This is a genomic window from Streptococcus pseudopneumoniae, assembly GCF_001074975.1.
Taxonomy (GTDB): Bacteria; Bacillota; Bacilli; order Lactobacillales; family Streptococcaceae; genus Streptococcus; species Streptococcus pseudopneumoniae_D.
The window spans coordinates 1-26,405 of record NZ_JUUO01000132.1 but is presented as its reverse complement, the minus strand read 5'-3'; the positions used below and the strand labels follow the sequence as shown (position 1 = coordinate 26,405).

At 30.9% G+C, this 26,405-nt stretch carries 23 protein-coding genes and 2 pseudogenes; 20 read left to right on the top strand and 5 right to left on the bottom strand.

The features are described 5' to 3' along the window. The first annotated feature begins 413 nt into the window (after positions 1-413). The 11 genes from ADI86_RS09500 to pezT all read left to right on the top strand — a co-directional run bounded on the left by ADI86_RS09500 (position 414) and on the right by pezT (position 11,316). Positions 414-3,377, top strand: a complete 2,964-nt coding sequence (locus ADI86_RS09500) for a lantibiotic dehydratase (RefSeq protein WP_049532766.1) — start codon at positions 414-416, stop codon at positions 3,375-3,377. A gap of 4 nt (positions 3,378-3,381) precedes the next feature. After that, a complete protein-coding gene (locus ADI86_RS09495) occupies positions 3,382-5,157 on the top strand; it encodes an ABC transporter ATP-binding protein (protein WP_049532765.1) in 1,776 nt (591 codons plus the stop codon). Continuing rightward, complete coding sequence (locus tag ADI86_RS09490; RefSeq protein ID WP_065428632.1) at positions 5,144-6,421, top strand: lanthionine synthetase C family protein; 1,278 nt, start codon at positions 5,144-5,146, stop codon at positions 6,419-6,421. Before ADI86_RS09495 ends, ADI86_RS09490 begins: the two co-directional genes overlap by 14 nt. 10 nt (positions 6,422-6,431) lie before the next feature. Next, positions 6,432-7,094: a NisI/SpaI family lantibiotic immunity lipoprotein gene (locus ADI86_RS09485; RefSeq protein ID WP_049532762.1), complete on the top strand. Its 663-nt coding sequence runs from the start codon at positions 6,432-6,434 to the stop codon at positions 7,092-7,094. 197 nt (positions 7,095-7,291) lie between these two features. Beyond that, positions 7,292-7,933, top strand: a complete 642-nt coding sequence (locus ADI86_RS09480; RefSeq protein WP_049532760.1) for a hypothetical protein — start codon at positions 7,292-7,294, stop codon at positions 7,931-7,933. Positions 7,934-7,942: 9 nt separating this feature from the next. Beyond that, entirely contained in the window at positions 7,943-9,028 is a 1,086-nt protein-coding gene (locus tag ADI86_RS09475; protein ID WP_049532759.1) for a toprim domain-containing protein, read from the top strand. Between the two features lie 50 nt (positions 9,029-9,078). Next, positions 9,079-9,312 carry a DUF5965 family protein gene (locus ADI86_RS09470; protein WP_000152426.1) on the top strand — a complete coding sequence of 78 codons (234 nt, stop codon included), beginning with the start codon at positions 9,079-9,081 and terminating at the stop codon, positions 9,310-9,312. Beyond that, positions 9,309-9,692: a DUF5945 family protein gene (locus tag ADI86_RS09465; RefSeq protein ID WP_002933294.1), complete on the top strand. Its 384-nt coding sequence runs from the start codon at positions 9,309-9,311 to the stop codon at positions 9,690-9,692. The genes ADI86_RS09470 and ADI86_RS09465 overlap by 4 nt, the downstream gene beginning before the upstream one ends. 37 nt (positions 9,693-9,729) lie before the next feature. Next, positions 9,730-10,002: a hypothetical protein gene (locus tag ADI86_RS09460; RefSeq protein ID WP_049532758.1), complete on the top strand. Its 273-nt coding sequence runs from the start codon at positions 9,730-9,732 to the stop codon at positions 10,000-10,002. A 67-nt stretch (positions 10,003-10,069) separates the two neighbouring features. Continuing rightward, positions 10,070-10,546, top strand: coding sequence for a type II toxin-antitoxin system antitoxin PezA (pezA, locus tag ADI86_RS09455; RefSeq protein WP_049532757.1), 477 nt, complete (start codon positions 10,070-10,072; stop codon positions 10,544-10,546). Continuing rightward, positions 10,546-11,316 carry a type II toxin-antitoxin system toxin PezT gene (pezT, locus tag ADI86_RS09450; protein ID WP_049532755.1) on the top strand — a complete coding sequence of 257 codons (771 nt, stop codon included), beginning with the start codon at positions 10,546-10,548 and terminating at the stop codon, positions 11,314-11,316. The genes pezA and pezT overlap by 1 nt, the downstream gene beginning before the upstream one ends. A 352-nt stretch (positions 11,317-11,668) precedes the next feature. Here the strand turns inward: pezT and ADI86_RS11465 are convergent, their stop codons facing one another. After that, complete coding sequence (locus ADI86_RS11465) at positions 11,669-12,058, bottom strand: hypothetical protein (RefSeq protein ID WP_000849422.1); 390 nt, start codon at positions 12,056-12,058, stop codon at positions 11,669-11,671. 200 nt (positions 12,059-12,258) lie between these two features. Between ADI86_RS11465 and ADI86_RS09440 the strand changes: the two genes are divergently transcribed. The 3 genes from ADI86_RS09440 to ADI86_RS09430 are packed head-to-tail and all read left to right on the top strand — an operon-like array spanning position 12,259 to position 14,678. Beyond that, the gene (locus ADI86_RS09440) at positions 12,259-12,591 is read left to right on the top strand and encodes a LytTR family transcriptional regulator DNA-binding domain-containing protein (protein WP_000656275.1); all 333 of its coding nucleotides are present in this window, start codon (positions 12,259-12,261) and stop codon (positions 12,589-12,591) included. 10 nt (positions 12,592-12,601) lie between these two features. Next, positions 12,602-13,342 carry a response regulator transcription factor gene (locus ADI86_RS09435; protein ID WP_001019940.1) on the top strand — a complete coding sequence of 247 codons (741 nt, stop codon included), beginning with the start codon at positions 12,602-12,604 and terminating at the stop codon, positions 13,340-13,342. Positions 13,343-13,352: 10 nt separating this feature from the next. After that, complete coding sequence (locus tag ADI86_RS09430) at positions 13,353-14,678, top strand: GHKL domain-containing protein (protein ID WP_000575876.1); 1,326 nt, start codon at positions 13,353-13,355, stop codon at positions 14,676-14,678. 457 nt (positions 14,679-15,135) lie between these two features. Here ADI86_RS09430 and ADI86_RS09425 read toward each other — a convergent pair whose 3' ends face one another. Together ADI86_RS09425 and ADI86_RS09420 are read right to left on the bottom strand one after the other, a co-directional pair. Beyond that, complete coding sequence (locus tag ADI86_RS09425; RefSeq protein WP_001068415.1) at positions 15,136-16,494, bottom strand: bacteriocin secretion accessory protein; 1,359 nt, start codon at positions 16,492-16,494, stop codon at positions 15,136-15,138. Positions 16,495-16,505: 11 nt separating this feature from the next. Continuing rightward, positions 16,506-18,659: a peptide cleavage/export ABC transporter gene (locus ADI86_RS09420; protein WP_049532753.1), complete on the bottom strand. Its 2,154-nt coding sequence runs from the start codon at positions 18,657-18,659 to the stop codon at positions 16,506-16,508. Positions 18,660-18,966: 307 nt separating this feature from the next. On the opposite strand from ADI86_RS09420, the gene ADI86_RS09415 reads away from it, so the two are divergent. The 3 genes from ADI86_RS09415 (at position 18,967) to ADI86_RS09395 (ending at position 22,348) form a co-directional block, all read left to right on the top strand. Further along, on the top strand, positions 18,967-19,194 hold the full coding sequence (locus ADI86_RS09415) for a bacteriocin class II family protein (protein ID WP_000448738.1): 228 nt from the start codon (positions 18,967-18,969) through the stop codon (positions 19,192-19,194). Between the two features lie 440 nt (positions 19,195-19,634). Next, a complete protein-coding gene (locus ADI86_RS09405) occupies positions 19,635-19,829 on the top strand; it encodes a Blp family class II bacteriocin (RefSeq protein ID WP_033628791.1) in 195 nt (64 codons plus the stop codon). Positions 19,830-21,256: 1,427 nt separating this feature from the next. Then, positions 21,257-22,348, top strand: coding sequence for a thioredoxin domain-containing protein (locus tag ADI86_RS09395; protein WP_049532750.1), 1,092 nt, complete (start codon positions 21,257-21,259; stop codon positions 22,346-22,348). 410 nt (positions 22,349-22,758) lie between these two features. Here the strand turns inward: ADI86_RS09395 and ADI86_RS09390 are convergent, their stop codons facing one another. After that, a complete protein-coding gene (locus ADI86_RS09390; protein ID WP_049532748.1) occupies positions 22,759-23,655 on the bottom strand; it encodes a tyrosine-type recombinase/integrase in 897 nt (298 codons plus the stop codon). A gap of 90 nt (positions 23,656-23,745) precedes the next feature. Here ADI86_RS09390 and ADI86_RS09385 point away from each other — a divergent pair, with 90 nt between their 5' ends. Beyond that, positions 23,746-24,324, top strand: a complete 579-nt coding sequence (locus ADI86_RS09385) for a hypothetical protein (protein ID WP_049532747.1) — start codon at positions 23,746-23,748, stop codon at positions 24,322-24,324. Here ADI86_RS09385 and ADI86_RS09380 read toward each other — a convergent pair whose 3' ends face one another. Continuing rightward, positions 24,325-25,572: a hypothetical protein gene (locus ADI86_RS09380; protein WP_049532746.1), complete on the bottom strand. Its 1,248-nt coding sequence runs from the start codon at positions 25,570-25,572 to the stop codon at positions 24,325-24,327. A 365-nt stretch (positions 25,573-25,937) separates the two neighbouring features. Between ADI86_RS09380 and ADI86_RS11825 the strand changes: the two are divergent. Further along, positions 25,938-26,039: pseudogene (locus tag ADI86_RS11825) on the top strand (XRE family transcriptional regulator); the annotation flags it as partial. A gap of 48 nt (positions 26,040-26,087) precedes the next feature. Further along, positions 26,088-26,405 (top strand): annotated as a pseudogene (locus tag ADI86_RS11460) (IS630 transposase-related protein); the annotation flags it as partial.

The window sequence follows — 26,405 nt, the reverse complement described above, 5'->3', positions numbered from 1 at the left end:
AAAATCAGTACTATATGCCATAGCTTTATTATAACACGTATTTTATAAACTAAGCGACTATACAAGCGTATCTCTCTGTACCCCAGGATGTGTTACAGGAGTGTTAATGTGTCCAGGCAATACAATTTCTTGTAATGGTCATTGCTCTATTCATATCACAGGATGATTTTAGTAGGGTAGGGGAGGGTAGCGATGAATTACCCTCCTCTTACTTAATAAAATAAAATTGTTTTTATTTCACTAAGTAAGAGGAGGTTTATAATACTTACTCTGATAAGTAATTGATTCACGAATTTTGAATGAAAGTGAATCTAAATTTTATTACTATTAAAATCATATGTCGGTAGGCTTCTGAGAATTAACTAGTATAATAAAAAATGGTAATATTTTAAAATAATGGTTAGGAGAGTTATATGGCTAATAAGTTTGAGGCTCAAGATTTTTTAATTAGAAATTCTATTCGAGCTGGGGATATAGATATTTTTGATACAATAAATGATTTTTTTGATTTTATTAGGAAAGATAGTGTTTTTTTAGAGCAATTACAAGTAGCAAGTCCATTAGTATATCAAAGTTTATTAAAATATTATCAAAATAAATTAACACAAGATAAGCAAATTAGTCAGCTTTTTATATCTACTTACAAATATTACAAACGTTCAATGAATAGAGCTACACCTTTTGGACTATTTTCAGAAATAAGTATTGGGAAATTTGCTTCTAAATCTAGTTTGTCATTAGAAAATTCTAGTTATAAATCTATTAAACCTGATAGCGATTGGTATATGAAATTTATTGATATGTTGGAAATGGACAATTATCCGATTTTATCATTTAAAGTTAATAGAGCTGTTTATATAAATGGGAATCGAGCTGTCCAATTGTATTCATTAAAGAAAAATGAAGAAGAGGTGAGTATCAAAAATACAAAGGCATATGAATTAATTGTTAGTTTGTGTAGTGATAGTTTTATTTCGTTTGATAATTTGCATTCTACATTAATGCAAAAATATGGAGTTGAAAAGAAAGAGATTGTAACTAATTATATAATTGAGTTAATAAAAAATAATTATTTACTCTCGGAATTGAGATTTAAAAATAAAGAAAATAATGACTGGGATTTTTTGCTGGCCACTGTTTCTAAGTTAGGATGCAATGAATTGTTGAAAGCTTTGAAACAAATTGTATATCTCGTATCTCGATATGAGAAGTCAGATGTTGGCGAGGGAAACGAAATATTATCTAACATATGTGCTAAAATGTGTGACATCTGTTATTCTTCTAATTATGTCCAAGTAGATCTATTTAATAAATCTCAAATCACTTTAGATGATCAATATAAGAATACCCTTGAAGAATGTGCTCAGTTTATCGAAAAGGTAAATATGGACGATAAAAAATTATATATTGACCACTATAAAGATAAGTTTTTAGAAAAATATGGATTGAATCAAGAGGTTCCTATAATTGAAATGATGGATAGTAATTTTGGCATTGGAGCTCCCTTTGATTATACACATCCTAAAAATGAGATTATTGAAACAGAGCCTAAAGTTAAATATTATTCTGATAATTTAGAAAAAGTCTTGTTAGATTTATACGTATATGCTGTTAGAACTGATACTAATATAGATTTACAAAAATTAGAAGGACTTTTTCTAAAAGAAAATAAAAAATATGAAGTAGGAGGTATGGAGTTATTCTTTAGTGTTACAAAAACGTTAGAAACGGATACGGTACAATTTCACTTGAGTAATCTAGTTGGTACAAGTAACTTGGGTGCAAGCTCAGGGCGATTTTCTCAATTTTCTCAATCGTTTAATGAGTATCATCAAAAAATGGTTAATTACTGTAATAATTGGAATAATAATCAAGGTATAGTAACTTGTGAAATAGAATTTATGCCTGAAACTTTTAGAGACTGTAATGTTATGAGAAATAATACAGTTCGCAATTATACACTTTCGCTATTTTTAAACTCTTCTAAAAATGAAATTAAATTAGATAATATTTACATTGGTATTGGGGAAGGAGGGAAATTTTATGCAAGAGAGAAATTGACAGGTGAACTAATTAAATTTTATGTGACTAATATGTACAATAGAATGTTATTTTGCAATGAAGTTAGGTTTCTATGCGATATTTCTGAAGACTATTTTGGAAATATTCCATGGGATTTGGTGTATGCTAAATTTAATTTTGTACCAAGATTGTGTTATAGAAATATTGTTATTTCTCCAAAAACTTGGAAAATATATAAAAATGAATTGAATGAAATAACTGATAAAAATATTTGTTCGTACTTGAAATCCAAAAATATCCCTCATAAATTTAATGTGGTTAACATTGACAATAAAATAAATATTGATCTTACAAAGCATCTAGACATCCTCCTACTCACTGATATGTTTTCGAAAGCTAAGAAAAATAATTTTGAATTTATGATAATTCAAGAAATTATTGATGATGACGGAGTATTTTTAAAAAATAGTAAATCAGTAACTTCTGAGATTGTTATTCCTTTTAAAAAAGAGAGAGAGTTTTATAATAGTTATGGAAATAAAAGCAATATGCAAAGGGTAGAACGATTATCAAGAGAAAAACTCCCTCTTACTGACTGGATATATTTAAAATTATATATTCCTAATAATCGTCAGGACGAATTTATAACTGATTATTTACGGAATATAAAATTATTAATAGACAAATATCAGGGAGAATTATTTTATCTTAGATACATTGAAAAACACTCACAAATCAGACTTAGAATTAAATCAGATAATAACTTAGAAGTATTTCAAACTATTCAAGGAGAATTGAAAAAAGCTATTACTAATAATGTAATGGTTAATTATGAGATTAGTACATATGATAGAGAAATTGAAAGATATGGAGGAAAACAAACATTAGAAAAAATTGAGAATATATTCTGCTTAGATAGTTATTTGAATATGGAAATCATCAGTCAAAATAAAAAAGGGAATATTTCTTTGGATATAAAATATATATCAGTATTAATACCATATTTCTATCTAGAGTATTTATTTGACTATGTAACTAGAGTAGAATTTTTAGAATTTGTTTCACCTAGAACTGATAAATTTAATATAAACAAAGAACGAAAGAAATATCAAGAAGCTATCGAGAGAATTGATGAATTACATGTTTTATATAGCGAAAATGTCCAAAATTTAAAAAATGAGTTAATAGAATTAAAAGAGACATTGACAGCATACCCTAAAGAACAAAGATTTTCTATAGTAGATAGTATTATTCACGTACATAATAATCGACTAGTCGGTATTGATAGAGAAAGAGAAAGGGAAATTTATTACATTTTACGTTCGATAATTATTTCTGAACAGTATAGGAGGTAGGGCAATGCCAGAGTTTACTCATAGTGATTTTTTTAGAACAATTTGTGGAATCCCGAGTAGCTTGAGAATGATTTATAAAGTTGACAAGAAATATATTAGTGGATTAATCGTTTTGACATTGATTAATGGTGTGATACCAGTTATCAGCCTATTGATATCTCAAGAACTAATTAATACTATTATTTCTGGAGGGCAATTGTCCTATATAATATCCGTATACGTTGTCATACAAATTTGTTCTGCTGTAGTTACTCAACTCAACTCATATTTTGGGGAGAAAATTGGTTTTTTACTTTCTTACAATTTGAGTACGCGGTTAATGGAGAGAGTTGCAATGTTGAAATTGCCTGATTTTGAACAGTCCACTGTCTACAATTTGGTAGAGAAATTAAATCAAGGTGTTTCATATAAGCCGCTACAATTACTCAATGCAATACTGTCTCTGTTATCTTCTACAGTATCTCTATTCTTAAGTTTATACTATATAGGAAGTTGGAGATTAGAGTTTGCACTTCTATTATTAATCATTCCGATTTTATCATTAGTACTATTTATCAAAGTTGGTCAAATGGAATTTTTATTACAGTGGAAGAGAGCAGATAAAGAGCGAAAAGTCTGGTATCTAAATTATTTGCTAACTCATGATTTTTCATTCAAAGAAATTAAATTAAATGGTATAAGTGACTATTTAATAAATGAGTATAAACAATTAAAAGAACAGTTTATTTTGCAAGATCTTAGTATATCAAGAAAAAAAATTTCTTTTAACCTATTATTAGGAGGAGTGTTAAATATAATTGGTCTTGTAGGAATAGTATTTATGGTACTTTTGATAAGACAAGGAAAACTATTACTTGGGAATATGGTGAGTTTGATACAGGCATTTGGAAGAGTAGACACATATTCGCAAGATATAATCCACAACATTTACATTATTAACAATTCAAATTTATATATGGAACAATTACTTATGTTTTTGGATGACAGTAGTCAATCAGATAAACAATGTAATAGTGTACCCAAAGTTGATATAAGCGAGGTGGAGTTTAGAGATGTTAGCTATATCTACAATGGAAATAATACTCCTGCTGTAAAATCCATAAATCTAAAGCTGTTGAAAAATGAACTAGTTGCTATCATTGGAAAAAATGGATCCGGGAAAAGTACATTGGTCAAGCTTTTGGCGGGGTTATATATCCCTTCCAAAGGAGTTATTTTATATGATAATTTGGATTTTAAGGATAATGAAACATTTTTTCAAAATAATATTTCTGCTTTATTTCAAGACTTTGTAAAATATGAACTTTCACTAAAGGAAAATATATGTCTAGGTGATTTATCTAAAATGGATATTGAGGAAAGTATTAATCTTATATCACATGATTTCAATATAGATTTTATTAAGAGAGGTGGTAGGATTGACTTGGATACTCAGTTAGGAAGTTGGTTCAATAATGGGAGACAGCTATCTGGCGGTCAATGGCAAAAAATTGCCTTGCTACGTACTTTTTTTAAAGAAGCACCTATTGTAATACTTGATGAGCCTAGTTCAGCGTTAGATCCAATTTCAGAAAAGCAATTGTTTGACACATTTAAAAAGAATGCAAAAGACAAAATTTCAATATTTATTTCTCATAATATAAAATCTGCTCAAAAAGCAGATAAAATAGTAGTTTTAGATAATGGAGAAGTAGTTGGAGTAGGTACTCATGTAGAACTTTTACATAAATGTCCTGAGTACCAAGAAATCTATTATTCAGAGGAGTATGGAAATGTATGATGAGTCTAAAATAATTGAATTACTTCAGAGAAGAATTATTGAGGAATGGGACATTAAAATAAAAAGTGATACGATATATAACTCTTATGAAAACTACTCTCTAGCTGCGGGCTTACCAGGTGTAATATTACTGTTATCAGAAATTAATTATGATGAATATAAAGACCAAATTGATAACTACCTTATATATATTGTCAAAATATTATCAAATAATGGTATCGTATCTAGTTCTCTATATTCAGGTGCTGCAGGTTTAGCATTAAGTTTATTGCATTTAGCAAATAAGGATAAGAAGTACTCGGATTTAATAAATAGCATTGATAATTATATTTGTTATTCTATAGAGGATACAATACATCAAATAGATGCCGATACGCTGTCTCCCTTGAATTATGATATAATTGAGGGAATATCTGGAATACTAGTATATTTACTGATTAAAGATGATGAAAAATTTAATGATATTATTTCTGATATAATTAATAAGCTAATTGATTTGTTTGTAAATAATCACGGCCTCCCTCCATATTATGTTAAATCCCAAAACCAATTATCAATCATAGAAAGTGAGATTTTTCCTAAGGGATGCTTGAACTTAGGAGTAGCACATGGGTTGGCAGGAGTAGGGATAATGGTAGCTATTGCTTGCATTAAAGGATTTACAAATTCAAAAACAAAAAAATTTTTAAAGAATATTATTAAAATATATGATAGGTTAGAAATAGCAGATGGGACTAATCAATATAAGTGGAAATCGGCTATCAATATGGACGAATATAGTAAGGGTAGTGATTTAGATAACAAAGAATATTTTAGAGATGCTTGGTGTTATGGTAGTCCAGGTATCAGTTTGCTCTATCTGTATGTGGGAATATTTTTGAAAGATCAAAAATTGGTAGAAAAATCAAAGAACATTTTGATTGCTTCACTGGAATGTCCAGTGGGTGTACAATCCTCTATATTATGTCATGGTTATTCCGGATTATATGAAATTGGTTTTCTATACAAACAAATTTTCAAAGAAGAACCTTGGGATAGGTATTTGTCCATAATTAAAGAAAAAATATTAAGTAGTTTTACTATATCAAAAAAGTTTGGTTTTGAGGAAGATAACTACTATTCTGATGGAAATGAAGGAAGTGTTAAATTTTTGGATGGAAGTTTGGGAATTGTTTTGACTTTACTTCATATCCAAAATAAGTATGTCAAGACATATTGGAGAGAAGCGTTATTAATTTTTGATAATTTAACTATAGAAAATTAGGAGGAGAACTATGAAATTCACAAAGATCTATCTTTCCGTAATTTTTTTCTTAAGTTTACTTGGATTGACTGGATGTACATATGAGAAGTATGATGTTAAATTTCTTGACTCAAGTTATAATCGATTCGATTATAAAGGAGAGCATTATGGTGTAACTAATCAATTAATTTCATATGAAGATATTGAAAGTAAAGTAAGCAATCATGATGATACTTATGAAATATCTTACGATGATTCCAATAATGAAATAAAGAATGATTTGTTGGAGATTGGTGATTTATATCAAACCAAGAATAGAGAATTTGCCATAAAAATTGATAGTACTTTCTATAAATGTAAACTACTTGATAATATTTCTAAAGAAGAACTTCTAAAAGTTTCTGACTTATTTAATGTTCGCTTAGTAGGAGGATTTGCTATCAATGAGCAAGAAGCCAGAGAGTTGAAGATAGGGGAACAATTATTTACAATTACTGAAGAAATTATTCCAAAAGAAGAGCTTAGTGCTACAGTTGCTAACTTAGATAATCAAGTGAAGTCAGTCACTAGATTATCAGGGGAGCGTGAAAGTTGGAAATATGGAGAAATTTGTTCCTTAGAAAACCAGTCTATCCACGAGCAAGTAGCAGTTAAATTGAATGGAGAATATCATTTGGCTTTCTTAAGAAGCTAAACTGGGCAAAAAGTCTTTAAAAGAAAAAGCGCATAGTGTCAGGAATTGAAAAAACTAGATACTATGCGTTTTATTGTGGGAAGATTTACTTAATTTTCTACTGAAATTGAGTTTTAGACCATACTTTTTCCTTGTGATAAAACTTACAAGTTATTTTTGTTATTCTTGACCTAGTTTTTATAGAAAGAAGGTCTAAGATGTTAAATAAAGTTAAAACTAAAGCCTTAATTAGTGTTGGAGCAGTAGCCGCAACTAGCTTTATTCTCATGATGGGATATACTGCTGGTCAACATTCTACTGCTAAACAAAGTCGCAAAGAGATTGAATTGGCTGCAGCTAAACTTGTGGAAGATAAACAAGCAGAAGATAAAGCAAGTATTTTGTCATCGGATACTGTAAAAGAATTTTTGACACAGTACTATACGAAAGAAAAGCTCGGAGAAAATAATACACGTATTCAACCTTATATGACTGAATCGGCTTATTCTCAAGAATTGTCAAGTCAAAATGATGCCATGAACCAAGTGTATAAGGATTATATTTTGGATTATCATTTTGAAAAAGCTGATATATTTGTCAATCAGACTACGAATCAAGCCATTGCCATGGTCTCTTATAATGTAACCTATGTATCCGATTTAAAGAATGTCAACCAATCAAAGACCAATCAGACAGAAACCAGAACGGTTAAATTGTCCTATTCTAAATTACCTGGTAAGTTATTGGTCAATCAAGTACAGGTTTGGAAATCTGGGTTAGATGATTTAGATAAGGCCACTCCTAAAACTTTAGAAGAATCATCATCAATACCATCACTGCCAAATACTACGACAAAATGATGATATTGCATGGAAATAGAAGAATGTAAGAAAATTTCAATTCTTGATGTAGCCAATCGTTTAGGTATCTCCTTTAAACAAGTTTCTAACCGTGTCTATGAACATCCTGAACACGATTCATTCCGAATTTTTTCTACTACCAATACTTTTAAATGGTTTTCAAGAGATATTCAAGGTGATGTCATTGATTTTGTTCGACTTGTTAAGGGAATTTCTTTTAAAGAAGCTCTAGCTTTTCTTTCTGAAGAACCTTTTCAAAAAGAAGCTGTTCAAGAAAAAAGAGAGAGACCATTTCATTATCCTTTAAAGAGAGTAGAAGATTCTAACTGTAGTCTGGCCAGATATTATTTAACAGAATGTAGAGGAATCTCAGAAGAAATCGTAGAAAAGATGATCCAACAAGGTTTGATGGCACAAGCCAGCTGGAAAACAAATGAAACAGTTGAACCTGTTGTTGTTTTTAAAAGTTTTGATCATCGTCACAAGCTGCAGGCAGCAAGCATACAAGGGATTTATAAGAATCCTGCTCTTTCTAGAGAGAGGTTAAAAACGATTCTAAAAGGAAGCCATGGACATATTGGAATATCCTTTGATATTGGTAAACCCAATAGACTGGTCTTTTGTGAATCGTTCATCGACTTAATGAGCTATTACGAACTGCATCAACAAAATCTAACTGATGTTCGTTTGGTATCTATGGAGGGATTAAAAAGGTCTGTTGTTGCTTATCAAACTTTACGACTGATAGCTGAAGAAAATCAGAAATTGGAATTCTTAGATACAGTAATACCTTCAAAGTTATTGCCTTTGATCAATACAATTCGTGATACCACCAGCTATTTTGATAATCATCCTGATTTATTGACACTTGCGGTAGATTGTGATGATGCAGGTAAAGATTTTTCTGATAAGTTATCTAAATCAGGATTTCCTGTTTTCCTGGATTTACCTGATAATGAATATGGGAAAGAAAAAAGAGACTGGAACGATATTCTTCGAGAAAAGAAATCAGATTTACAATTGATGTTCGAGAATGCAAAAGAGACATTGAGGAATCAACCAGTAAGACAAACCTCTCAATGTTTAGAATTGTGATAACAAAATCAAGATGTTTTAGCTAATATTAGAATGAAGGAGGATCGTATATGACCATTATTGAACGCTTAGAAGAAAAGGTCACTAGGCAAGAAAGTAAGGTAGCAAGAGAAACAGAAAAACTAGCTACTTACAAAGAGCAACTGGAGACAGCGATGTTTGCGACGTTCAAAAGACGTCAAAGCATTAGTCACATGAGTTTTGAAGAAGCTCTTGACCATGCATTTGGCAAAGAAAGACAATTCGATGATTCTGAATTTAGAAAGGATGAAATGAGTGAATGACAAAAGATTGGAATTTTAATCAACCATTAGAAAGCAAATCAGAAAATCAAGAAGATCCAGATAAAATTGCGGCCTTATTTGGAAATCATCAAGGAGGTAATGATGTAAATTATGAAGCAGCTTTTCAAAAGCGTAAACAAGCACCTGTGACGGAATCAAATTCTAGTTCTAAACCCAAAGTTACAGAGGTTAGAACAGGAAAAGAGACAGATATCACTACAAGTTATCAGCAACATCTTAAAAGACTGATTGCGGATAATAATAGCGATATTCAAAGTAGTCAAAAGAAAATTGAAGAGCTACATACGTTGATTGACACAAAGAATAAAGACAATAAGAAATTGCAGTCCATTTATGATGCGATTTCCGAATTACACTAAGCAGTCCTGATAGGCTGCTTTTTTTGAGAGGTTATAGATGTTTACAAAACTTTTTAAGAAAAACCAAGACAATAGTGATGTATTTAAGAAGCTAATTCATAGACTATCTGATATGTCTGTCCAAGATCTTGAAAAAATAGACCGCCTGATAGATATCATTTTCACCCCAAATCAAGAAACCGAACAACTAAAAACAGAAGAAACTTATAGAGAAGAAACTTTGGACGACACATTAAAGGAAGCTAAGAATCAACTTCATAAGGAACAATTGGAGAAGAATTTAGAGAGGTTTAGAAAAAATAGTCAATAACGCACCAAAATTGGTGCGTTATGCTTTTTTATGCTATAATTGAATTATAAAAATAAAGGAGTTTGCCATGATTGGAAAGAACATAAAATCCTTACGTAAAACACATGACTTAACACAACCTGAATTTGCCCGAATTATAGGAATTTCTCGAAATAGTTTGAGTCGTTATGAAAATGGAACGAGTTCAGTCTCTACGGAACTAATAGATATCATCTGCCAGAAGTTTAATGTATCTTATGTCGATATTGTAGGAGAAGATAAAATGCTCAATCCTGTTGAAGATTATGAATTGACTTTAAAAATTGAAATTGTGAAAGAAAGAGGTGCTAATCTATTATCTCGACTCTATCGTTATCAAGATAGTCAGGGAATTAGCAGTGATGATGAATCTAATCCTTGGATTTTAATGAGTGATGATCTTTCTGATTTGATTCATACGAATATCTATCTAGTTGAAACTTTTGATGAAATAGAGAGATATAGCGGCTATTTGGATGGAATTGAGCGCATGTTAGAGATATCTGAAAAACGGATGGTAGCCTAATGGAAATCCAAGATTATACTGATAGTGAATTCAAACATGCTCTAGCACGGAATCTTCGTTCACTGATAAGAGGAAAAAAGTCCAGTAAGCAACCTATAGCGATTTTGCTTGGAGGGCAAAGTGGTGCCGGTAAGACTACAATTCATCGTATTAAACAGAAAGAATTTCAAGGAAATATTGTTATCATAGATGGTGATAGTTTTCGTTCCCAGCATCCACACTATTTAGAACTGCAGCAAGAATATGGCAAAGATAGTGTTGAATACACCAAAGATTTTGCGGGGAAAATGGTAGAGTCTTTAGTAACCGAATTGAGTCATTTGGGATACAATCTTTTGATAGAGGGAACCTTACGAACGATAGATGTTCCAAAGAAAACAGCACAACTCTTGAAAAGTGAGGGATATGAAGTACAATTAGCCATAATCGCAACCAAGCCCGAATTGTCCTATCTGAGTACTCTTATCCGATACGAAGAACTGTACGGTGTCAATCGAAATCAAGCACGCGCAACTCCAAAAGAACATCATGATTTCATTGTAAATCATCTAGTTGATAATACACGACAATTGGAAGAACTAGCTATCTTTGAAAGGATTCAAATTTACCAACGAGATAGAAGTTGTATATATGATTCAGGAGAAGATAAAATTTCAGCAGCAACCGTTCTTCATGACTTACTATTTGGAGAATGGAATCAAGTGGAGAAGGAGATGCTTAAATCAGGAGAAGAAAGATTGAGAGATTTAACGAATCGAAATGGTTGTTAGATCATGAGTTTTAAAATATAGTCTACTTATAACTTTTGTTAGTTGTTTGAGGTAGACGAAAAGTTTTTAAAACCAAAAAAACGCATAGTCTCAGGTGTTGAAAAACTTGAAATTATGCGTTTTCTTGTGGGAAGATTTACTCAATTTTCTTCAGGAATTGAGATTTTGCCCAGCCTCAAAAGTTCCAATCAATCTCAATAACTCAGAAAAAAGAAGACTGACAAAATATGACTACTTTAAGACAAAACTATAATTTGCTATCAAACTCTAGCATATGGAGGAAGAAATCAAAATTAATGGATAGGTGATTACGGATATAAAGTTATAAGACTTGAAACTTTATTTCATAGACTTAATCACTCTTATCCTTCTTAAATTCATAGAGCTCTTCCAAGTAAAAATGAATTTTTTCTTTAATATATTTTAATGATTTGTTATTAGTTATGTCTATAACACCAAACACACTAAAGTGGTTTCTATAAAGCTCATCATAATCAATCTGACTGCCTATGATGATAACTTCTGATTTTTTTGAACTAAATTGGATAGATTTTAAATAGAGTTTCATTTTTTTAGATGTTAGAGACCCTGATTTTATGATAAAATAAGTAGAAGATTTATATTTGTAGTTAATCTTATGTCCTTGTAAAATTTTTGTATTCTTTTTAAAGAAATAATATTTTAAATACAGAGATAAAATATAGCCAAATAAAGAGTAGTGTAAAATTTGAATTGTCTTCATAGCTTTCCTTTCATTTGATATTAGTTTATCAAATGAAGATAGATTAGTATTATTGAGTTACTAAAAAGTATCTATTTTATCATGAAATGTCTAAATTAAGAAAATTTCTACCATTTGAGATAGTATAGAAACCATTTGAGATTTTTATAATTTAATTTCCATCATTCTGATAAGATTAAACTGATAGAAGGAGGCTAAATATGAAAGACTACATTTTATATCAAGATAGAGCTATAGTAAAGGTACCACTCTCTAAAATTTATTATGTTACAACTCACCCAACAAAAGCTCATGCTGTTCTTTTTGTAACAGCCGAAGGGAATTTTGAAGCTTCAACCTCACTAGCTAAAATTGAAGAGGAAAGTTCAGCAGAACTTATTAGATGCCATAGAAAATTTCTTGTGAATAAACATAAAATAGCAGGATTTAATCATGAGACAAGAACGATTATGTTTATGGATGATAGAGTATCAGACATCGCTTGTTCTAGAAGACACTTTACAATATTAAAAAATCAGTGGAAAAATATATAGGAGTGAAGTAGTGAATATTTTTATACTAGAAGATAATTTTTTACAACAGACTAGAATTGAAAATATTGTCAAAAAAATTTTGGTGGATAATAAGATTGAGTATAGGCATTTTGAGGTTTATGGAAAACCTCAACAGCTTTTAGAGGACATTTCAGAGAGAGGAAATCATCAATTATTTTTACTTGATATCGAAATAAAAGATGATGACAAAAGAGGATTAGACGTTGCTAGAGAAATTAGAAAACTTGATTCTCAAGCAGTGATTGCTTTTGTAACATCACATTCTGAGTTTATGCCTGTATCTTTTGAATATTTAGTATCAGCTATTGATTTCATTGATAAAGAATTACCTGAACCATTATTTATCAAACGAATTGAAAATGTTATTTCAAGTGTTAGCGATAATCAAAGAAGAACAGTATCTGAGGACTCTTTTATATTTACAGGATCCAAAGCTCAAATTCAAGTCCCTTTTAAAGATTTATTGTATATTGAAACATCAACAATTGCTCATAAGTTGACTCTCTATTCCAAACGAGACATAGTTGAATTTTATGGACAATTGTCAGATATTCTTAAACAGGAACCACGTTTATTTCAATGTCATAGATCATTTATCGTAAATCCTTATAATATATCTTTAATTGATAAAGAAAATCGGTTAGTTCATTTTCAGAACGGGTCCTCTTGTATTGTCTCTAGATTAAAAATTCGTCCACTTATGAAAGCTATCGAAAGACTTCATGACTAAGGAGATTTAGATGATATTTTTTCTAAATATTATAGGTGTTTTTCTATTGTTATGTATCCATACTAAGGTTGTAGGTGAGAAATTAAATCTAAAAAAAGTAGTAATGTCCATTATTCTGTTCCATCTTTTATCATTCCTATTTATTGTTTTATTTAAATCAACTGAATTTTACTTTCTTGGGTCATTATTGATTTATCCTACTTTTTTTATCCTATATACTTTGTCTATTAGTAAATTAAGAAGTAAGGTCTCTTTATTACTTTTTTACTCATTATTTCCACTTGGATTTTGGGATGTCATCAGAAATTTTTTAGGTTACTTTATAATTTCTAAGATTCCAATGTTGCATAGACTATATGAAACTAATCTAGGAACAATGATTTTCTCTTTATTAGCTGAAATTATTGTGTTTTTTCTTATTAGTCTCTTTCGATATAATTTTAGTCATTTAAAAATAAAGAACTTGGATAGAAAGACAAAATTTATTTTAATTACTGCGGATATTTTAATGCTAGCCTATTTTATCTTACCATCTTATATAAACTACAGTGATAAAGTAAGTTGGGATAGAATGTTGGATTATAAAGAATTATGGACAGCAGTTTACTTTTTATTGTTTATTTGTTTTGTTAATCTCTTGGATAGAAGATTACTTCAAGAACTACAGGAGAAAGTCGTTCTACAAAAAGAAATTCAATTGCAAAATCTTAGTAATTATAGTCAACAAGTTGAGGGGCTGTATCAAGAAATTAGAAGCTTTAGACATGATTATGCTAATATTTTGTCCAGCTTAAAAATAGGTATAGATCAAAAAGATATTAATCTGGTTTCTCAAGTTTATGATAGTGTTTTGAAAAATTCTGGTGAAAAATTAAAAGGCAAGCGTTTTGATGTAGCACATCTAAGAAATATCAATGATTTGGCGCTAAAGAGTTTACTATTATCTAAGTTATCGGAGGCCCAAAACTTGTCTGTTCCAGTTTCTCTGGAGATTGGTGAACAGTTCTATATAAAAAATATGGAACAAATAGACTTCTTAACAATTACTTCTATCTTGTTAGATAATGCTATAGAGTCCGCAGCAGAAGGAGGAATAGCAGTTTGTTTCCTTGAAGATACAGAATGGAATAAATTAGTCATGATTGTAAAAAATTCTACTTTAGAAAGAGAGATAGAATTGAGAGATATATTCAAGCGTGACAATTCTTCAAAAGGAGAAGGTCGGGGTATAGGATTGGCCAATGTTCGGAGAATTTTAAAATCTTATCCAAATGTATGTTTGAAAACCACAAGTAAAAATTATGTCTTTACACAAATCTTGGAAATAGAACTTTAAATGAGTGACCACTTGTTATGGCTTTCTAATTATTTTTTGTTATTTAAATGATCAAGTATGATATAAGAAAACGAGTATTTCCAACTACGGAAATGCTCGTTTTTTGATAGTTAGAAGTGGTTCTGTCCAGCTTCACTTTAGAGATTCCAACTAGTTCTCACGAGTTGAAAAATAGTCAATTGTGTATAATGTTTTTTGTCTATAATAAAAGGTTTGACTAGTTAAAAAATCGGGAGTTTCTGTTTATCCTAAGTATAAGATCATCAAAATCCTTCCAGAGGTTTCCTCCATAAATCTTTAACAGATCTTCAGAAGTTATTGTTGGAAATTTTTTTAGAGATATTTGTTTTTTGTCCATTATTTAGACCTCCTTAGTTTTATACTCTAATTATAAATAAAATATTTAAAATAATTTTTAAATATCCCCAAAGGTATCTATATAGTCATAAAGTGTTATCTATAAGTGATTGAGGATTTTATCTTTATAGTAATCGAAGTAAGTTTTTTTATCAATGATACTCGTTACTTGGCCTTGTAAACCATATTGTATGATGTTACTGTCTTTATCTGGTAGTTGGGCTAGTGCAGTCACTTTAAAAAGATTTCCTTGTTCAGTTTTTGTTGCTGTTCTATCAATAGAATGGATTTTCCCAATTATTGTGATACTTTGATTTCCGATTTTTTCTAGTTTAAGACGTGCGACCTGTTCTTCTTTAAGTAAAGGGACATACTCAGAAGTGACATAGTAAGTGATAAGTACCTCTTTAGTTTCTTGAATATTGGGGTAAATTTGGGCAATTTCACTACCGTTTGGAATTAGAGTTTTTCCATCAAATTCACTATTTAAATGAATGATTCCTGTACCTGGGGCTTTAATAGTGTTGTGTTCAAAGTTAACATTTACTTGCCCAAGTTGAGCTGTAAGCTCTGTGATTTGTGTTTCAACAGTTGTCAGCTGTTGAGATGCCGATTGTAGAAATTGGGTTCGTAGGACTTCTACTTTGGTTCCTAAACTACTATCGTAAGTCGCAACACTTCCTGTACCTGCTCGTTGAATATTAAGACTAGCGATAGAGGATTTTAGACTTGAGATACTCTGATTAATTTGAGAAAGATATTGCTCATCTAATCCTTGCTGAGATTGTTGCTGGGATTGGACTAAGTAGGAATTTAAAGTAGCTTTGTGTGGATTGCTAGCCGACAAACTCGAACTTTTATTAGTGATAGCTTGACTAAGTTCCTCATACTCTGTTATTTGTTTGTAGATATTATTGATTTGTTTCTCTATAGCAGTGGCGGTATTTCCTGCTAAAGCTAGTTGATTATTAACCTCTGCATTGGTTTTAGAGATGCCTAACTCTATATCTTGAGATTGGCTAATAAAGTTGTTAAAGGTATTAATATAACCGAACTCATCTTCTCCTGTAAAGAGGTTATTTCCTTGTGACAGACTTGCTTTGAGAGTCTCGATTCCAGTTTTTTGCCTATTTAGGGTAGCTAGCTGTTTTTCAAGAGCTTGTTTTTGGGATTTCTCCATTGTTTCAGCGTATTTGATAACGACGTCATCTTTTTTGACCGATTGGTTATTGGACAGATTATTAGTTGTTATGGTGTTATTGCTAGTTGATTGAATTGAAGCGATGACTTGAGTTGGTGTAATCTCTCCTCTCGATGTGACGGTGACTTCTTTTTGGGCAAATAGAGAGAAGATAATCAAGAAACTTAGTAATAGGACTAATGGGACAATTAAGAGTGTCGCAAAATTATGGTAGCGGCGCTGATAAAATTCTGCACTTTTAAATAGCTTTGGGTTCATGATAAGTCTCCTTATTTGCTAAATAGATAATGATAGAAACCTTGTTTGGTCATCAATTCTTGATGAGAACCAGTCTCTATAACTTTCCCTTGGTTAAGGACAATGACTTGATTAGTTCGTTCAGATATACTAAGACGATGGGCAACAAAGATGATGGTCTTGTCAGTCATGGCCATCAAATTTTCAATAACCTTTTTTTCAGTTAAAACATCAAGTCCGCTGGTTGCTTCATCAAGAATAAGAACATGAGCTTTAGTCAGTAAGGCTCTAGCCAAAGCAATCCGTTGTTTTTGACCACCTGATAATCCAGCTCCATCTGATAGTTCTGTTTGGTATCCCATAGGCATTTGTTCGATGTCTTGGCGAATTTCTGCTATCTCACAGGCTTTGATAATATCTTCTTGACTAATCATTTGATTAGCTCCCAAGGTCAGGTTTTCTAAGATTGATCCACTAAAAATATAAGCTTGTTGAGGTAGGTAGTTGATGTGTTGTCGAAGAACCTTTTTATCAATCATTTTGAGATCATTGTTGTTAATAGTGATTCGTCCCTTGTAAGGTTCAAAGAAGTTGACAATCATTTTAGCCAAGGTCGTTTTCCCTGATCCGCTAATTCCCACTATACTGACCTTATCACCTTGTTTGATAGTTAGATTTATGTTATTTAGGGTGTCGCGTCCAAAACCATATTTATATGAAATATCTTCAAAACAAATATCACCAGCCAGAAACTGTGAATCGGTTAAGGTCTGAGTGTTTTTGAACTCAGATTCGACTAAGTAAACTTCATTAAGACGATTGTTGGCTACCTTTGCAGACTGAAGTTTTGTTTGGAGGTTAATGATATTTTCCAAGGGATTAGTAAAGTAAGATAAGAGTGTGTTAAACGTAATCAATTGTCCAATGGAAATTTTACCTGTCATAACTATTTGAGCACCAAACCACAAAATAACAATATTCAGTATGAGTTGAGCTCCCTGTTTAAGGCTACTTTGTAGGATAGAATATTTACTAAGTTTAAAAGATTTGTCCAAATAATACACAAACTCGCTATCAATCTTCTGGTATCGAGTTTCTTCACTAGTTAGGGATTTGATAGTTTCTACACCATTGATATCTTCAATAATAGCAGAGCTTACCATGGAATTGCTCTGCATGACATCATTATTCATCTTCTCAAAGGGCTTCATAAAAGCAAAAATAATGATGATGTAAATAGGAACTGAAATCAGTGAGAGAAGGAAGAGGTTAGTGTTTTGTACCAAGAGTACACTACCAATAATGATCAAGATAGAGACATCAAGGAAGAGTGACAAAATCGTCGAAGCTAGAGCGTCAATGATTGAATTGGCATCTGTAAAACGAGAGATGACCTCACCAGTTCGCCGTGTCGCAAAGAAAGACATGGGGAGTTCAAAAATGTGGCGAATGTAAGAAAGAATAACATCAATACTTAATCGTTGACTAAGTACGGTTAAGAGGTAATCTCGTGAGAAACTCATAATCTGTTGCAGGATATAGGTGATAATCAGGCCAATGGAGATAATACCTAGGGTTGATTTCATCTGATTAGGGATGTATTCATCTAAAATTCCTTGAAGGTAGTAAGAGCCACCGATATTGATAAGGGTCACCAAGAGACTAGCTAACACGATATAAAAAATAAGTGAGCGTTGCCTGAAAATTAAGGGGAGAAAGCTCATCAATCCATTTTTTTTATCCTTATGAGGTTTATAGCTGGGAGCTGGAGCCAGAAAGATAGCTACACCTGTCCATTCAGAAGCAAATCTATCCTTGGTCATTTTTGTTACTTTGACAGTAGGGTCAGGATCACCAATGATAAGATGGTCTTTTATATTTTTATAGACAACGTAGTAGTGTTGTAGTTTACCCTCTTTATTAACATGAACGATAAAAGGATAAGGTATGTCTTCCATTTCAAAGAGGCTCATATCCGCTTGAATGGCTCTTGTTTCAAAACTCATTTCTTTGGCTGCTTTGACGATACCAAGAGCGGTCGTTCCTTCTTTATTTGTTTTAGCTAGTTCTCGCAAATGAGCTAAGGAATAGTCAGAACCATAAAACTTGGCAATAGACGCCAAAGCGGCAACTCCACAGTCCCTAGCGTCGATTTGAGGGACAAAGGTCCGTTTGTAAGATGTCATTTGTCAAATCCTTTCTTTTTATTTACAAGACTATTATGACAAAAAATAGGTAGAAAAATTGTTCAAATCTTAAATGGCTCATATAATATCTTGAATGGTGTTTTTGGTTTTGAAAATTAGTTAACACCATTTTTTAACGGCATATTTTTAATCATGAATGGTTACAAATTATGAAAAAAATACGTTTCGTGATGAAAATCGTACATTTAAAGACTTTACGGTAAAACTCGTGTTTTCTCTGGTATACTAAACTTGTCAAGATTGCAATCCGACAAAAATAATTAATATTAATACGGAGGTATTCCTCATGGAAACAAAAACAACGACTCAATTTGATGTTTTGGATACTGAAATGCTGGCTAGCATTGAGGGAGGAACAGTTAGTGCAGGTGAAGTTGCTAAGGCGGCAGGAATTTGCACATTAGCAGGAGCAGCGATTGGTAGTTTGGTTGCACCAGGAGCTGGAACTTGGGCTGGAGGTATTTTAGGAGCACAATATTGCACAGCTATATGGGGTATCGCTAGATCTTTGTAGAAAAGAGGTTAGTTTATGGAAAGTGGGGAATTTAGACTAATTTTAGCTCTTTTTACGTCCTTTTTTATAATAGGTGCGCTTGGAATAGTTCTAAATGTTACAATAAGCGAAGTTTTAGTTTTTTCTGTAGGTAGTGTGTTTTTTGAGTTGCTGATTCACTTATTAACGCATAATAAGAAGAGAGGAAACATTAGTTCTGAACTATGCTTTAATCGATACAAGCAATTTATTAAAAAGATTTCAGTACCTACTTTTTTTCTGTTACTATTATCAATTATCTTTGTTGTTATAGATGGCTATAATTCGTCTTCTGTATTATTTTATACTCATATATTTGTAGTATTATTCACGGTAGTATACATTATTAGCTCAAATAATATCGAATTACATATTTCAAAAAAGAAATGAGGTTACGTATGAATAAATTAAATATTCACTTTATGGAGTTAAAAAATGAAGAATTGTCCTGTGTTTTAGGTGGAGGACAACGTGAGGGAGAGGCTGTTCTTGCGGGGGCGGCAGGTGCTGTAGAAGCGGCGATGTCTTGTGCTCCTGCTGGTCCGTATGTCATTGCAGCATGCGCTGTTGGTGGAGCAATCTATGGTGGATTTTGGGGTTATGTATTCGGTTCATAAATAGAATTCTTGTGCGGGAAGAATATTTGTTTTGCATTGATTAGAATTGATTGATATTTTGTCTTCAAAATAAAATGCTACCAAATTTAATATTTGAATGTGTGTACTGGCCCCCAAAAGTTAGATTTTTCTGTCTAACTTTGGGGGCCAGTACAGTGTTAGCGTTTTACTTACAGTATATAATAATAAATTATTTTGAGACGTAGATGTAAAGTGATTGAGCTATAGATATGATGAGGGTGGAAATATGGAGAATGTTATAATGAATGTAGTTAATCATCTCTTGCTAAAGATTGAATGGATAGTAAGTAATATCTTTATAAAAATGAGCATACTTTGGATGCTTATTTGGTTTCTATACTATTTAAAGAGTGATTTAGCAATGTATTTCTTATTTTTTGGAAATGGCTTTTTATTATTGCTAATAATTTTTCGATTTGCACTGTATCAAATTAAACTAGTAATGCAGAATGATATTAAGTAATTGTGTCTAGATCATATTTTGGGGAATCAGATTATAATCATTCTGGACGTTTTCAAGACTTTTTGGGATTTGTATAATAGAACTTGGTGAAGCTATCATAGCCTTTTGTGAAGGAACTGGATCTTCTTTCTACGGTATAGAAAGTTGAGGTTCAAATGAATCGTTATTTGATATGCGTAATTAGTTTTATAATGACGGTTTTAGTCCTAAAAATTTTATTCGAATCAAATACTATTATTCATAAGTTTATTGCTATATTAGGTATTACTATGTATTACAGAGATGTTTTTAGAGAATATAAAAGATATTAAAATCATTTCAAATTAGTTAAATTTCATAATCTTAATTTAACTAATTTGTACAACATAATAATCAAAGAGGCTGGGAAAAGTCTTTAAAATCAGAAAAACGCATATTATCAGGCATTGAACAATCTTGATATTATGCGTTTTATTGTAGTGAGATTCACATTATTTTTCCTAAAAATGAGTTTTTGACTAGCCTAATTATTTGGGTACGACGAGCAGGTCAAGTATCTCATCTGAGGTATAAGCTCTCCATGAGCACCCGCTACTGGTGAGTTAAATAGTTACTCGTAAGCAGGATAATCATGAGGTAGTAGGAAGAGGGAGGGATAGTAAGTCATGTATAGTGGATGAGGGATTTCAGAACTCTAAAGTTCAAATAGGTATATGTAAATCACGAGAGTAATGAGGAAAGATGTACAACTTATATATTGAGGTGAGATTCTGATGATAGCTGAAAGCATAGTAACAACGAAACATGAGAAGTCAGTCAATCCTATAGTAGTCAGGATGATTCTATAATGGAAATGGAGCGAAAAATACCATTTCAGTATAATATAGCTACCTTTTAGGATTTGCTTAAAAATTTAGTTTTAAAATGTGTAAAATAAAATTATCAATAAAAAAGGAGCCACATTATGAAGAAGTATTTATTACAATCTTTATTAGTTAGTACCGTAGCGTTAGTTACCATTAGTCCGAATCTTGTTTTGGCTGAGAGTGCTGAAACAAAATTTTCTGATACAGTGCCATCAGCCTTAAATTTAGAACCAGCTGTTACAGAAAACACTAGAGAATCTTTAACTGAACAAAAGTCTAGCGATAGAGAAAATGAAAGTAACGTTCAGCAATCGACGAAGGAAATTACTAAGAAAGAAACTGATAACGTGAACTCAGTAACATCTGAAGAATACGCTTCAAATGTGTCTGATTTTAATAAAATTAGTATTGCTGAAGTTCGTCAGATATTCACTTCAGAAGATTCGGAACATACTTTATATTTTGGAAGAGGGACATGTTATCATTGTCGTGAATTTTCTGGAGTATTGAAAGAGTTTAATATGCTGATTGATAAAAAGTTAGAATATTACGATATAGATGGTGAGGATTTTGATGATTCTGCTAAAGAGTTCATTTTTAAAACAATCGGTATTCCTGGAACGCCAACAATTATTTATTTTAAAAATGGTAAAACTATTTCTGGTTGGGTTGGTGGAGGAATAACTGCACAACAACTTTACGATTATCTCTATTTTGGAAAAACTGATGAGAAGCCGAAAAGAGAATTTGAAAATGATAATAAAAATATTATAAATCCAGAGAATTCAATGCAAACTATGGATATTAAAGAGGATACAGTCAAGATTAAAACAATTGCAAATCAAATCCCTAAAGATATTCCACTATCTGACGAAAATTTACAGAAAAAGATTGTAGTTAAATCACAAGATACTTTTGGAAAGACTATTGAAAATATAGAGGATAATTCTAAAGATAGTGTGGTTGGTGTTAAAAATCAGGAGAATGCTGAACTACTTTACAGTAAATTTAATGAATATAAATCAGATTTTATAGCATCAACTAATTTTAAAAAAATAGAATCGGAAGTAAAAAATTTACCCCAAACAGGAGAAGAACAATCGATTAACTTTGTTCGTTTAGGAATCGCCTTATTTATTACTGGAATTTTTATAATAAGTAGTCATTTAAATACTAAAAATGAAGTATAAGATCATAAGAGTATAGTAACCTACTGGAAATAGATCACATTAGATATTTATGAGAAACAATGTAGATAATCTTTTTACCAAATTTTCAAAATATAAATAAGTAAATAAATTGAGAAATTTACCTAAGTAGGAAATAGATTTCTCAATTTATTTTATTGTGGGAGGATTTGATTCATTTTTACAGTAATTAAGTTTTTTTCGTAATCTCTTTTTATTATATTTAAGGATATTTGAAAGATGTATTTTAGAAAAATAATTATGGAGTTCTTAATACAGAATATATTATAAATGCTGATTCAAAGTGAAGTTTTATATTTTTTTGATTTTGTTGAGCATAAAATCTATTAACTAAAGTCGAACTACAAAAATTAATTTTAGATGAACTAAACTATAGGCTTTGGAAAGTTCTCTTATTCGATTTCAGAATGAATCGCTGATACAGGATTAAAAGAACTAAGTATTTCTTTTTGTTTTGAATGAGATACGTGAGTATAGATTTGTGTGATTGATATAGAACTGTGTCCAAGAATTTGTTGAATATATCGAATATCTACATCACTATCTAGAAGCATTGTCGCAAAGCTATGTCTAAACATATGAGGTGTAATAGATCTAGAAAAGTTATTTTGTTCAACGATTCTTTTTATAACTAAACGTACACTTTGCTCTGACAATGGTTTAAGTGGATATTTCCCTGGAAACAAGAAATCATTTGATTCATTTCTTGTTTTATTTATATATGTTTCTAATAAATTGAATGTTTTTTGATCTCCTAAAAATAGGATACGTTCTTTCTTACCCTTTCCTATAATATGGAGTGTCTTATTGGAAAGATTAATATCTTTGAGATGAATGTGGCAAAGTTCAGAAATTCTGATGCCTGTTGAAAGCAAAAGTGAAATAATTAGTAGATTTCTTTCAGCGTGTTGTTTTTGATAATCAGTTTTAGATAGAACTACTCTCTGCTCTAAATATAAAAAAATACTTTTCAGAATGTCATACGGAATCGTTTTAGGCAATACTTTTTCAGTTCTAAATTGAAAACGCAATTGATTGAAGGGGTTCTCTTCAATTATGTTCTGGTATTTTAGATAGTTATAAAACACCTTCATACAAGCAATTTTTCTTCTTAATGTATTCGTTTTTATGTTAGATCGTGTCAACTGTTCTATATAGGATTCGACATTATCATAGTCTGAGTTATAAAATTGCATAAGATCATTCTTATAAGCGCGAATCGTGTGCGAACTCAAACGCTTATGAGTTTTGCAATAATCTAAGTAAGTAGAAATAAGTTTATAATCCATAAAAATCTCCTTTATCAATAATCATGCTATTATAAACCTATTTGAGTGCTTTGTATAGCGATAATAAATTGTTATCGGTAGGAGAAATTTATGGGAAATAGTGATAAAATAAAAATTTTTTTGAGTAGACCTAATCCGTTTACTGAAAACCAAGATTTTTTTATCAATGAAATTGTATCGTTATTAAAAAGACATAATTTCGAATGTATTACATTACAAGCTGCAGAATATACTCCATATGAAGTTATGGTATCACTACGTGAGATGATACAAAGAAGCTATGGCATGGTTATTTTAGCAGTTGGTCAAACATATATATCTGAAGGAATTCGTAAAAAAGATGCTGAGGATAATCCTAGATTTTTCGAATCAAAAGAAATCCACTTAGAAAATAAGTGGATTACTAGTGTGTATTGTCAGATTGAAGGAATATTAGCATTAACTTTTGATCTGCCTATATTGACAATTCCTCAGGAAAAATTGACAAGAGAAGGTATTTTACATCAGGGTGAATACTCAATTACATCACCTGAATTTACCTTAGACTCAAAGGAAAAAATTCTTCAATTTGTAGAATCCTCTGAGTTTAGAAAAAGTTTTGATAAATGGAAACAAATGGTTATAGAAAAATATGAATTCATCAAAGGGGGAGAATTAGGTTATAAATAGTTAGTCCATAAGCTTTAACTTAATTCTTTCTAAATCTTCCCTTAAGAGCTTTCTTCCCTCATTTATAGTATTACTTTGTCTCTTGGTTTCGCCATAAACTTTGTCCGATAATGTTTCAATAATTCCGGAAATATATAGAAGCTCTTCTCGGTTAGATTGTAACCAGATATCATCATACATACTAGATTTTCTAATCAAATTTTCTAATGAACCTAATATAATTTTTGCTGTATACTTTGCAGTATAGTAGTGTTCTTTTAAAACTTCGGTATCTGTTTCAACACTTACAATTTTTAACAGCGTAGCACAATAATTTCTAGCACAGTATATATTGTTATCTTCAAAATTCATACCCAATCTATAGTAATTTATAGCTGACAATAAATCTCTTTTATCATTTGTAATATAAAATATTCGTAAAAATATCGCACCATATATCCCTAAAATTTTATGGTAAGTAGTGTTGTTTATATCAAGATAAGTATTAATTTTTCTCTGTGCTTCTCTCAAATTATCTAAGGATTTTTCATCTTTTTTATATGCTGATAATAAGTAGCCCGCTAAAATTTCATCATCGACATACCCTTTTTCTAAAAGTTCTTTATATAAATTTTCTGCTGTTACATACTCTTCGGCATCTTTAAATTTTTTTGCTATTCTTGCTAGGTCCATAAAGGAATTTTGAGATGTTTCTATAGAAATATTATTACTTTCCTCCATAGAATTATTTCTTTCGACAATTGTATATAAGTTATTTTCAAATACCGGACTATCTATAAATCTTTCGTCACTATTTATTGCAGAAGTAATGTACTCTGTGAGTATATCTTTCACTCGAACAACTTCATCAAGTTCATTCACTTTGTCAGAATCATATCTAATTTGAGGTAGGTGAGAAATATCAAAAAAATTAATTTTAGCAGTATGATTATCACATAGGATAATTGTAGATTTAGGTCTCATTGCATGGCGCAGTCCTAATTCATAAATTGCATTTTGATTTAACGTAGTAATGTCAGCAATAACAATATCAGCTTTGAATATACCTTCAATAAATGTTTTTGTAATATTTTGAGTTGTATATACCTCATCAGCTCTAAATCTATTCTCTCCATGAATTGAAGTTAACTCTTTATTTAAAATAACAGGTTTAATAATATTTGAGTATACAGCATTTAAATCAACCTCAATATTTGTATTTGGAATTTTTTTTGTGTTAAATCCCATTACAACAAAACAACTAGTCATTTTTTTACCTCTCCTACCGATAACAATTTATTATCATTAGTATACCATAAATTCATCTTTAGTAGATTGATTTGTATAATGATTTTTTTAGTAAAAATTAAATAGCAAACTATGATATTGGTCAACGAGAGCTTAAAACACGATTTTTAAATCATATCTAATACTTTTGATTTAATTACAAACTTGAAACAATGGGGGATTAGTATAGGTTGAAGGAAATAAGTACAAATTTATTAGAAAATCAAGATTTCATAGAATTAGCACGAAAAATTTCAATTTTAGAACTATAGCCCCAAATGATTTTGAATCAGTCTTTTTAATTTTCTAAATGATATGATAGTATTATCAAGTAAAAAGAAATTTCCCTGATTGGAGATCATATCAAATCTTTACGAAAGACACATGACATGACACAACTAGAATTTGCACGAATTGGGGATATTTCACGTAATAGCCTTAGTTGTTACTATAGTGAAATGAACCAAAAATAGTACATAATGTGGTATAATCTTCTTATGGCATATTCAATAGATTTTCGTAAAAAAGTTCTCGGTCATTGTGAGCGAACAGGTAGTATAACAGAAGCATCACATGTTTTCCAAATCTCACGTAATACCATTAGTTAAAAGAGAAAATAGGAGAGCTAAACCATCAAGTAAAAGGAACAAAACCAAGAAAGGTTGATAGAGATAGACTTAAAAACTATCTTACTGATAATCCAGACGCTTATCTGACTGAAATAGCTGCTGAATTTAGCTGTCATCCAACTGCTATCCACTATGCTCTCAAAGCTATGGGCTACACTCGAAAAAAAAGAACCACACCTACTATGA

What these genes read in the sequence shown, in the direction of transcription:
- pezA (WP_049532757.1), top strand. Translation starts at nt 10,070, where the DNA reads ATGATTGGAAAGAACATAAAATCCTTACGTAAAACACATGACTTAACA.
- ADI86_RS09395 (WP_049532750.1), top strand. Translation starts at nt 21,257, where the DNA reads ATGAAGAAGTATTTATTACAATCTTTATTAGTTAGTACCGTAGCGTTA.
- ADI86_RS11465 (WP_000849422.1), bottom strand. Translation starts at nt 12,058, where the DNA reads ATGAAGACAATTCAAATTTTACACTACTCTTTATTTGGCTATATTTTA.
- ADI86_RS09415 (WP_000448738.1), top strand. Translation starts at nt 18,967, where the DNA reads ATGGAAACAAAAACAACGACTCAATTTGATGTTTTGGATACTGAAATG.
- ADI86_RS09380 (WP_049532746.1), bottom strand. Translation starts at nt 25,572, where the DNA reads ATGACTAGTTGTTTTGTTGTAATGGGATTTAACACAAAAAAAATTCCA.
- ADI86_RS09460 (WP_049532758.1), top strand. Translation starts at nt 9,730, where the DNA reads ATGTTTACAAAACTTTTTAAGAAAAACCAAGACAATAGTGATGTATTT.
- ADI86_RS09500 (WP_049532766.1), top strand. Translation starts at nt 414, where the DNA reads ATGGCTAATAAGTTTGAGGCTCAAGATTTTTTAATTAGAAATTCTATT.
- ADI86_RS09495 (WP_049532765.1), top strand. Translation starts at nt 3,382, where the DNA reads ATGCCAGAGTTTACTCATAGTGATTTTTTTAGAACAATTTGTGGAATC.
- ADI86_RS09470 (WP_000152426.1), top strand. Translation starts at nt 9,079, where the DNA reads ATGACCATTATTGAACGCTTAGAAGAAAAGGTCACTAGGCAAGAAAGT.
- ADI86_RS09485 (WP_049532762.1), top strand. Translation starts at nt 6,432, where the DNA reads ATGAAATTCACAAAGATCTATCTTTCCGTAATTTTTTTCTTAAGTTTA.
- ADI86_RS09465 (WP_002933294.1), top strand. Translation starts at nt 9,309, where the DNA reads ATGACAAAAGATTGGAATTTTAATCAACCATTAGAAAGCAAATCAGAA.
- ADI86_RS09420 (WP_049532753.1), bottom strand. Translation starts at nt 18,659, where the DNA reads ATGACATCTTACAAACGGACCTTTGTCCCTCAAATCGACGCTAGGGAC.
- ADI86_RS09440 (WP_000656275.1), top strand. Translation starts at nt 12,259, where the DNA reads ATGAAAGACTACATTTTATATCAAGATAGAGCTATAGTAAAGGTACCA.
- ADI86_RS09385 (WP_049532747.1), top strand. Translation starts at nt 23,746, where the DNA reads ATGGGAAATAGTGATAAAATAAAAATTTTTTTGAGTAGACCTAATCCG.
- ADI86_RS09490 (WP_065428632.1), top strand. Translation starts at nt 5,144, where the DNA reads ATGGAAATGTATGATGAGTCTAAAATAATTGAATTACTTCAGAGAAGA.
- ADI86_RS09430 (WP_000575876.1), top strand. Translation starts at nt 13,353, where the DNA reads ATGATATTTTTTCTAAATATTATAGGTGTTTTTCTATTGTTATGTATC.
- ADI86_RS09390 (WP_049532748.1), bottom strand. Translation starts at nt 23,655, where the DNA reads ATGGATTATAAACTTATTTCTACTTACTTAGATTATTGCAAAACTCAT.
- ADI86_RS09405 (WP_033628791.1), top strand. Translation starts at nt 19,635, where the DNA reads ATGGAGTTAAAAAATGAAGAATTGTCCTGTGTTTTAGGTGGAGGACAA.
- ADI86_RS09425 (WP_001068415.1), bottom strand. Translation starts at nt 16,494, where the DNA reads ATGAACCCAAAGCTATTTAAAAGTGCAGAATTTTATCAGCGCCGCTAC.
- pezT (WP_049532755.1), top strand. Translation starts at nt 10,546, where the DNA reads ATGGAAATCCAAGATTATACTGATAGTGAATTCAAACATGCTCTAGCA.
- ADI86_RS09475 (WP_049532759.1), top strand. Translation starts at nt 7,943, where the DNA reads ATGGAAATAGAAGAATGTAAGAAAATTTCAATTCTTGATGTAGCCAAT.
- ADI86_RS09480 (WP_049532760.1), top strand. Translation starts at nt 7,292, where the DNA reads ATGTTAAATAAAGTTAAAACTAAAGCCTTAATTAGTGTTGGAGCAGTA.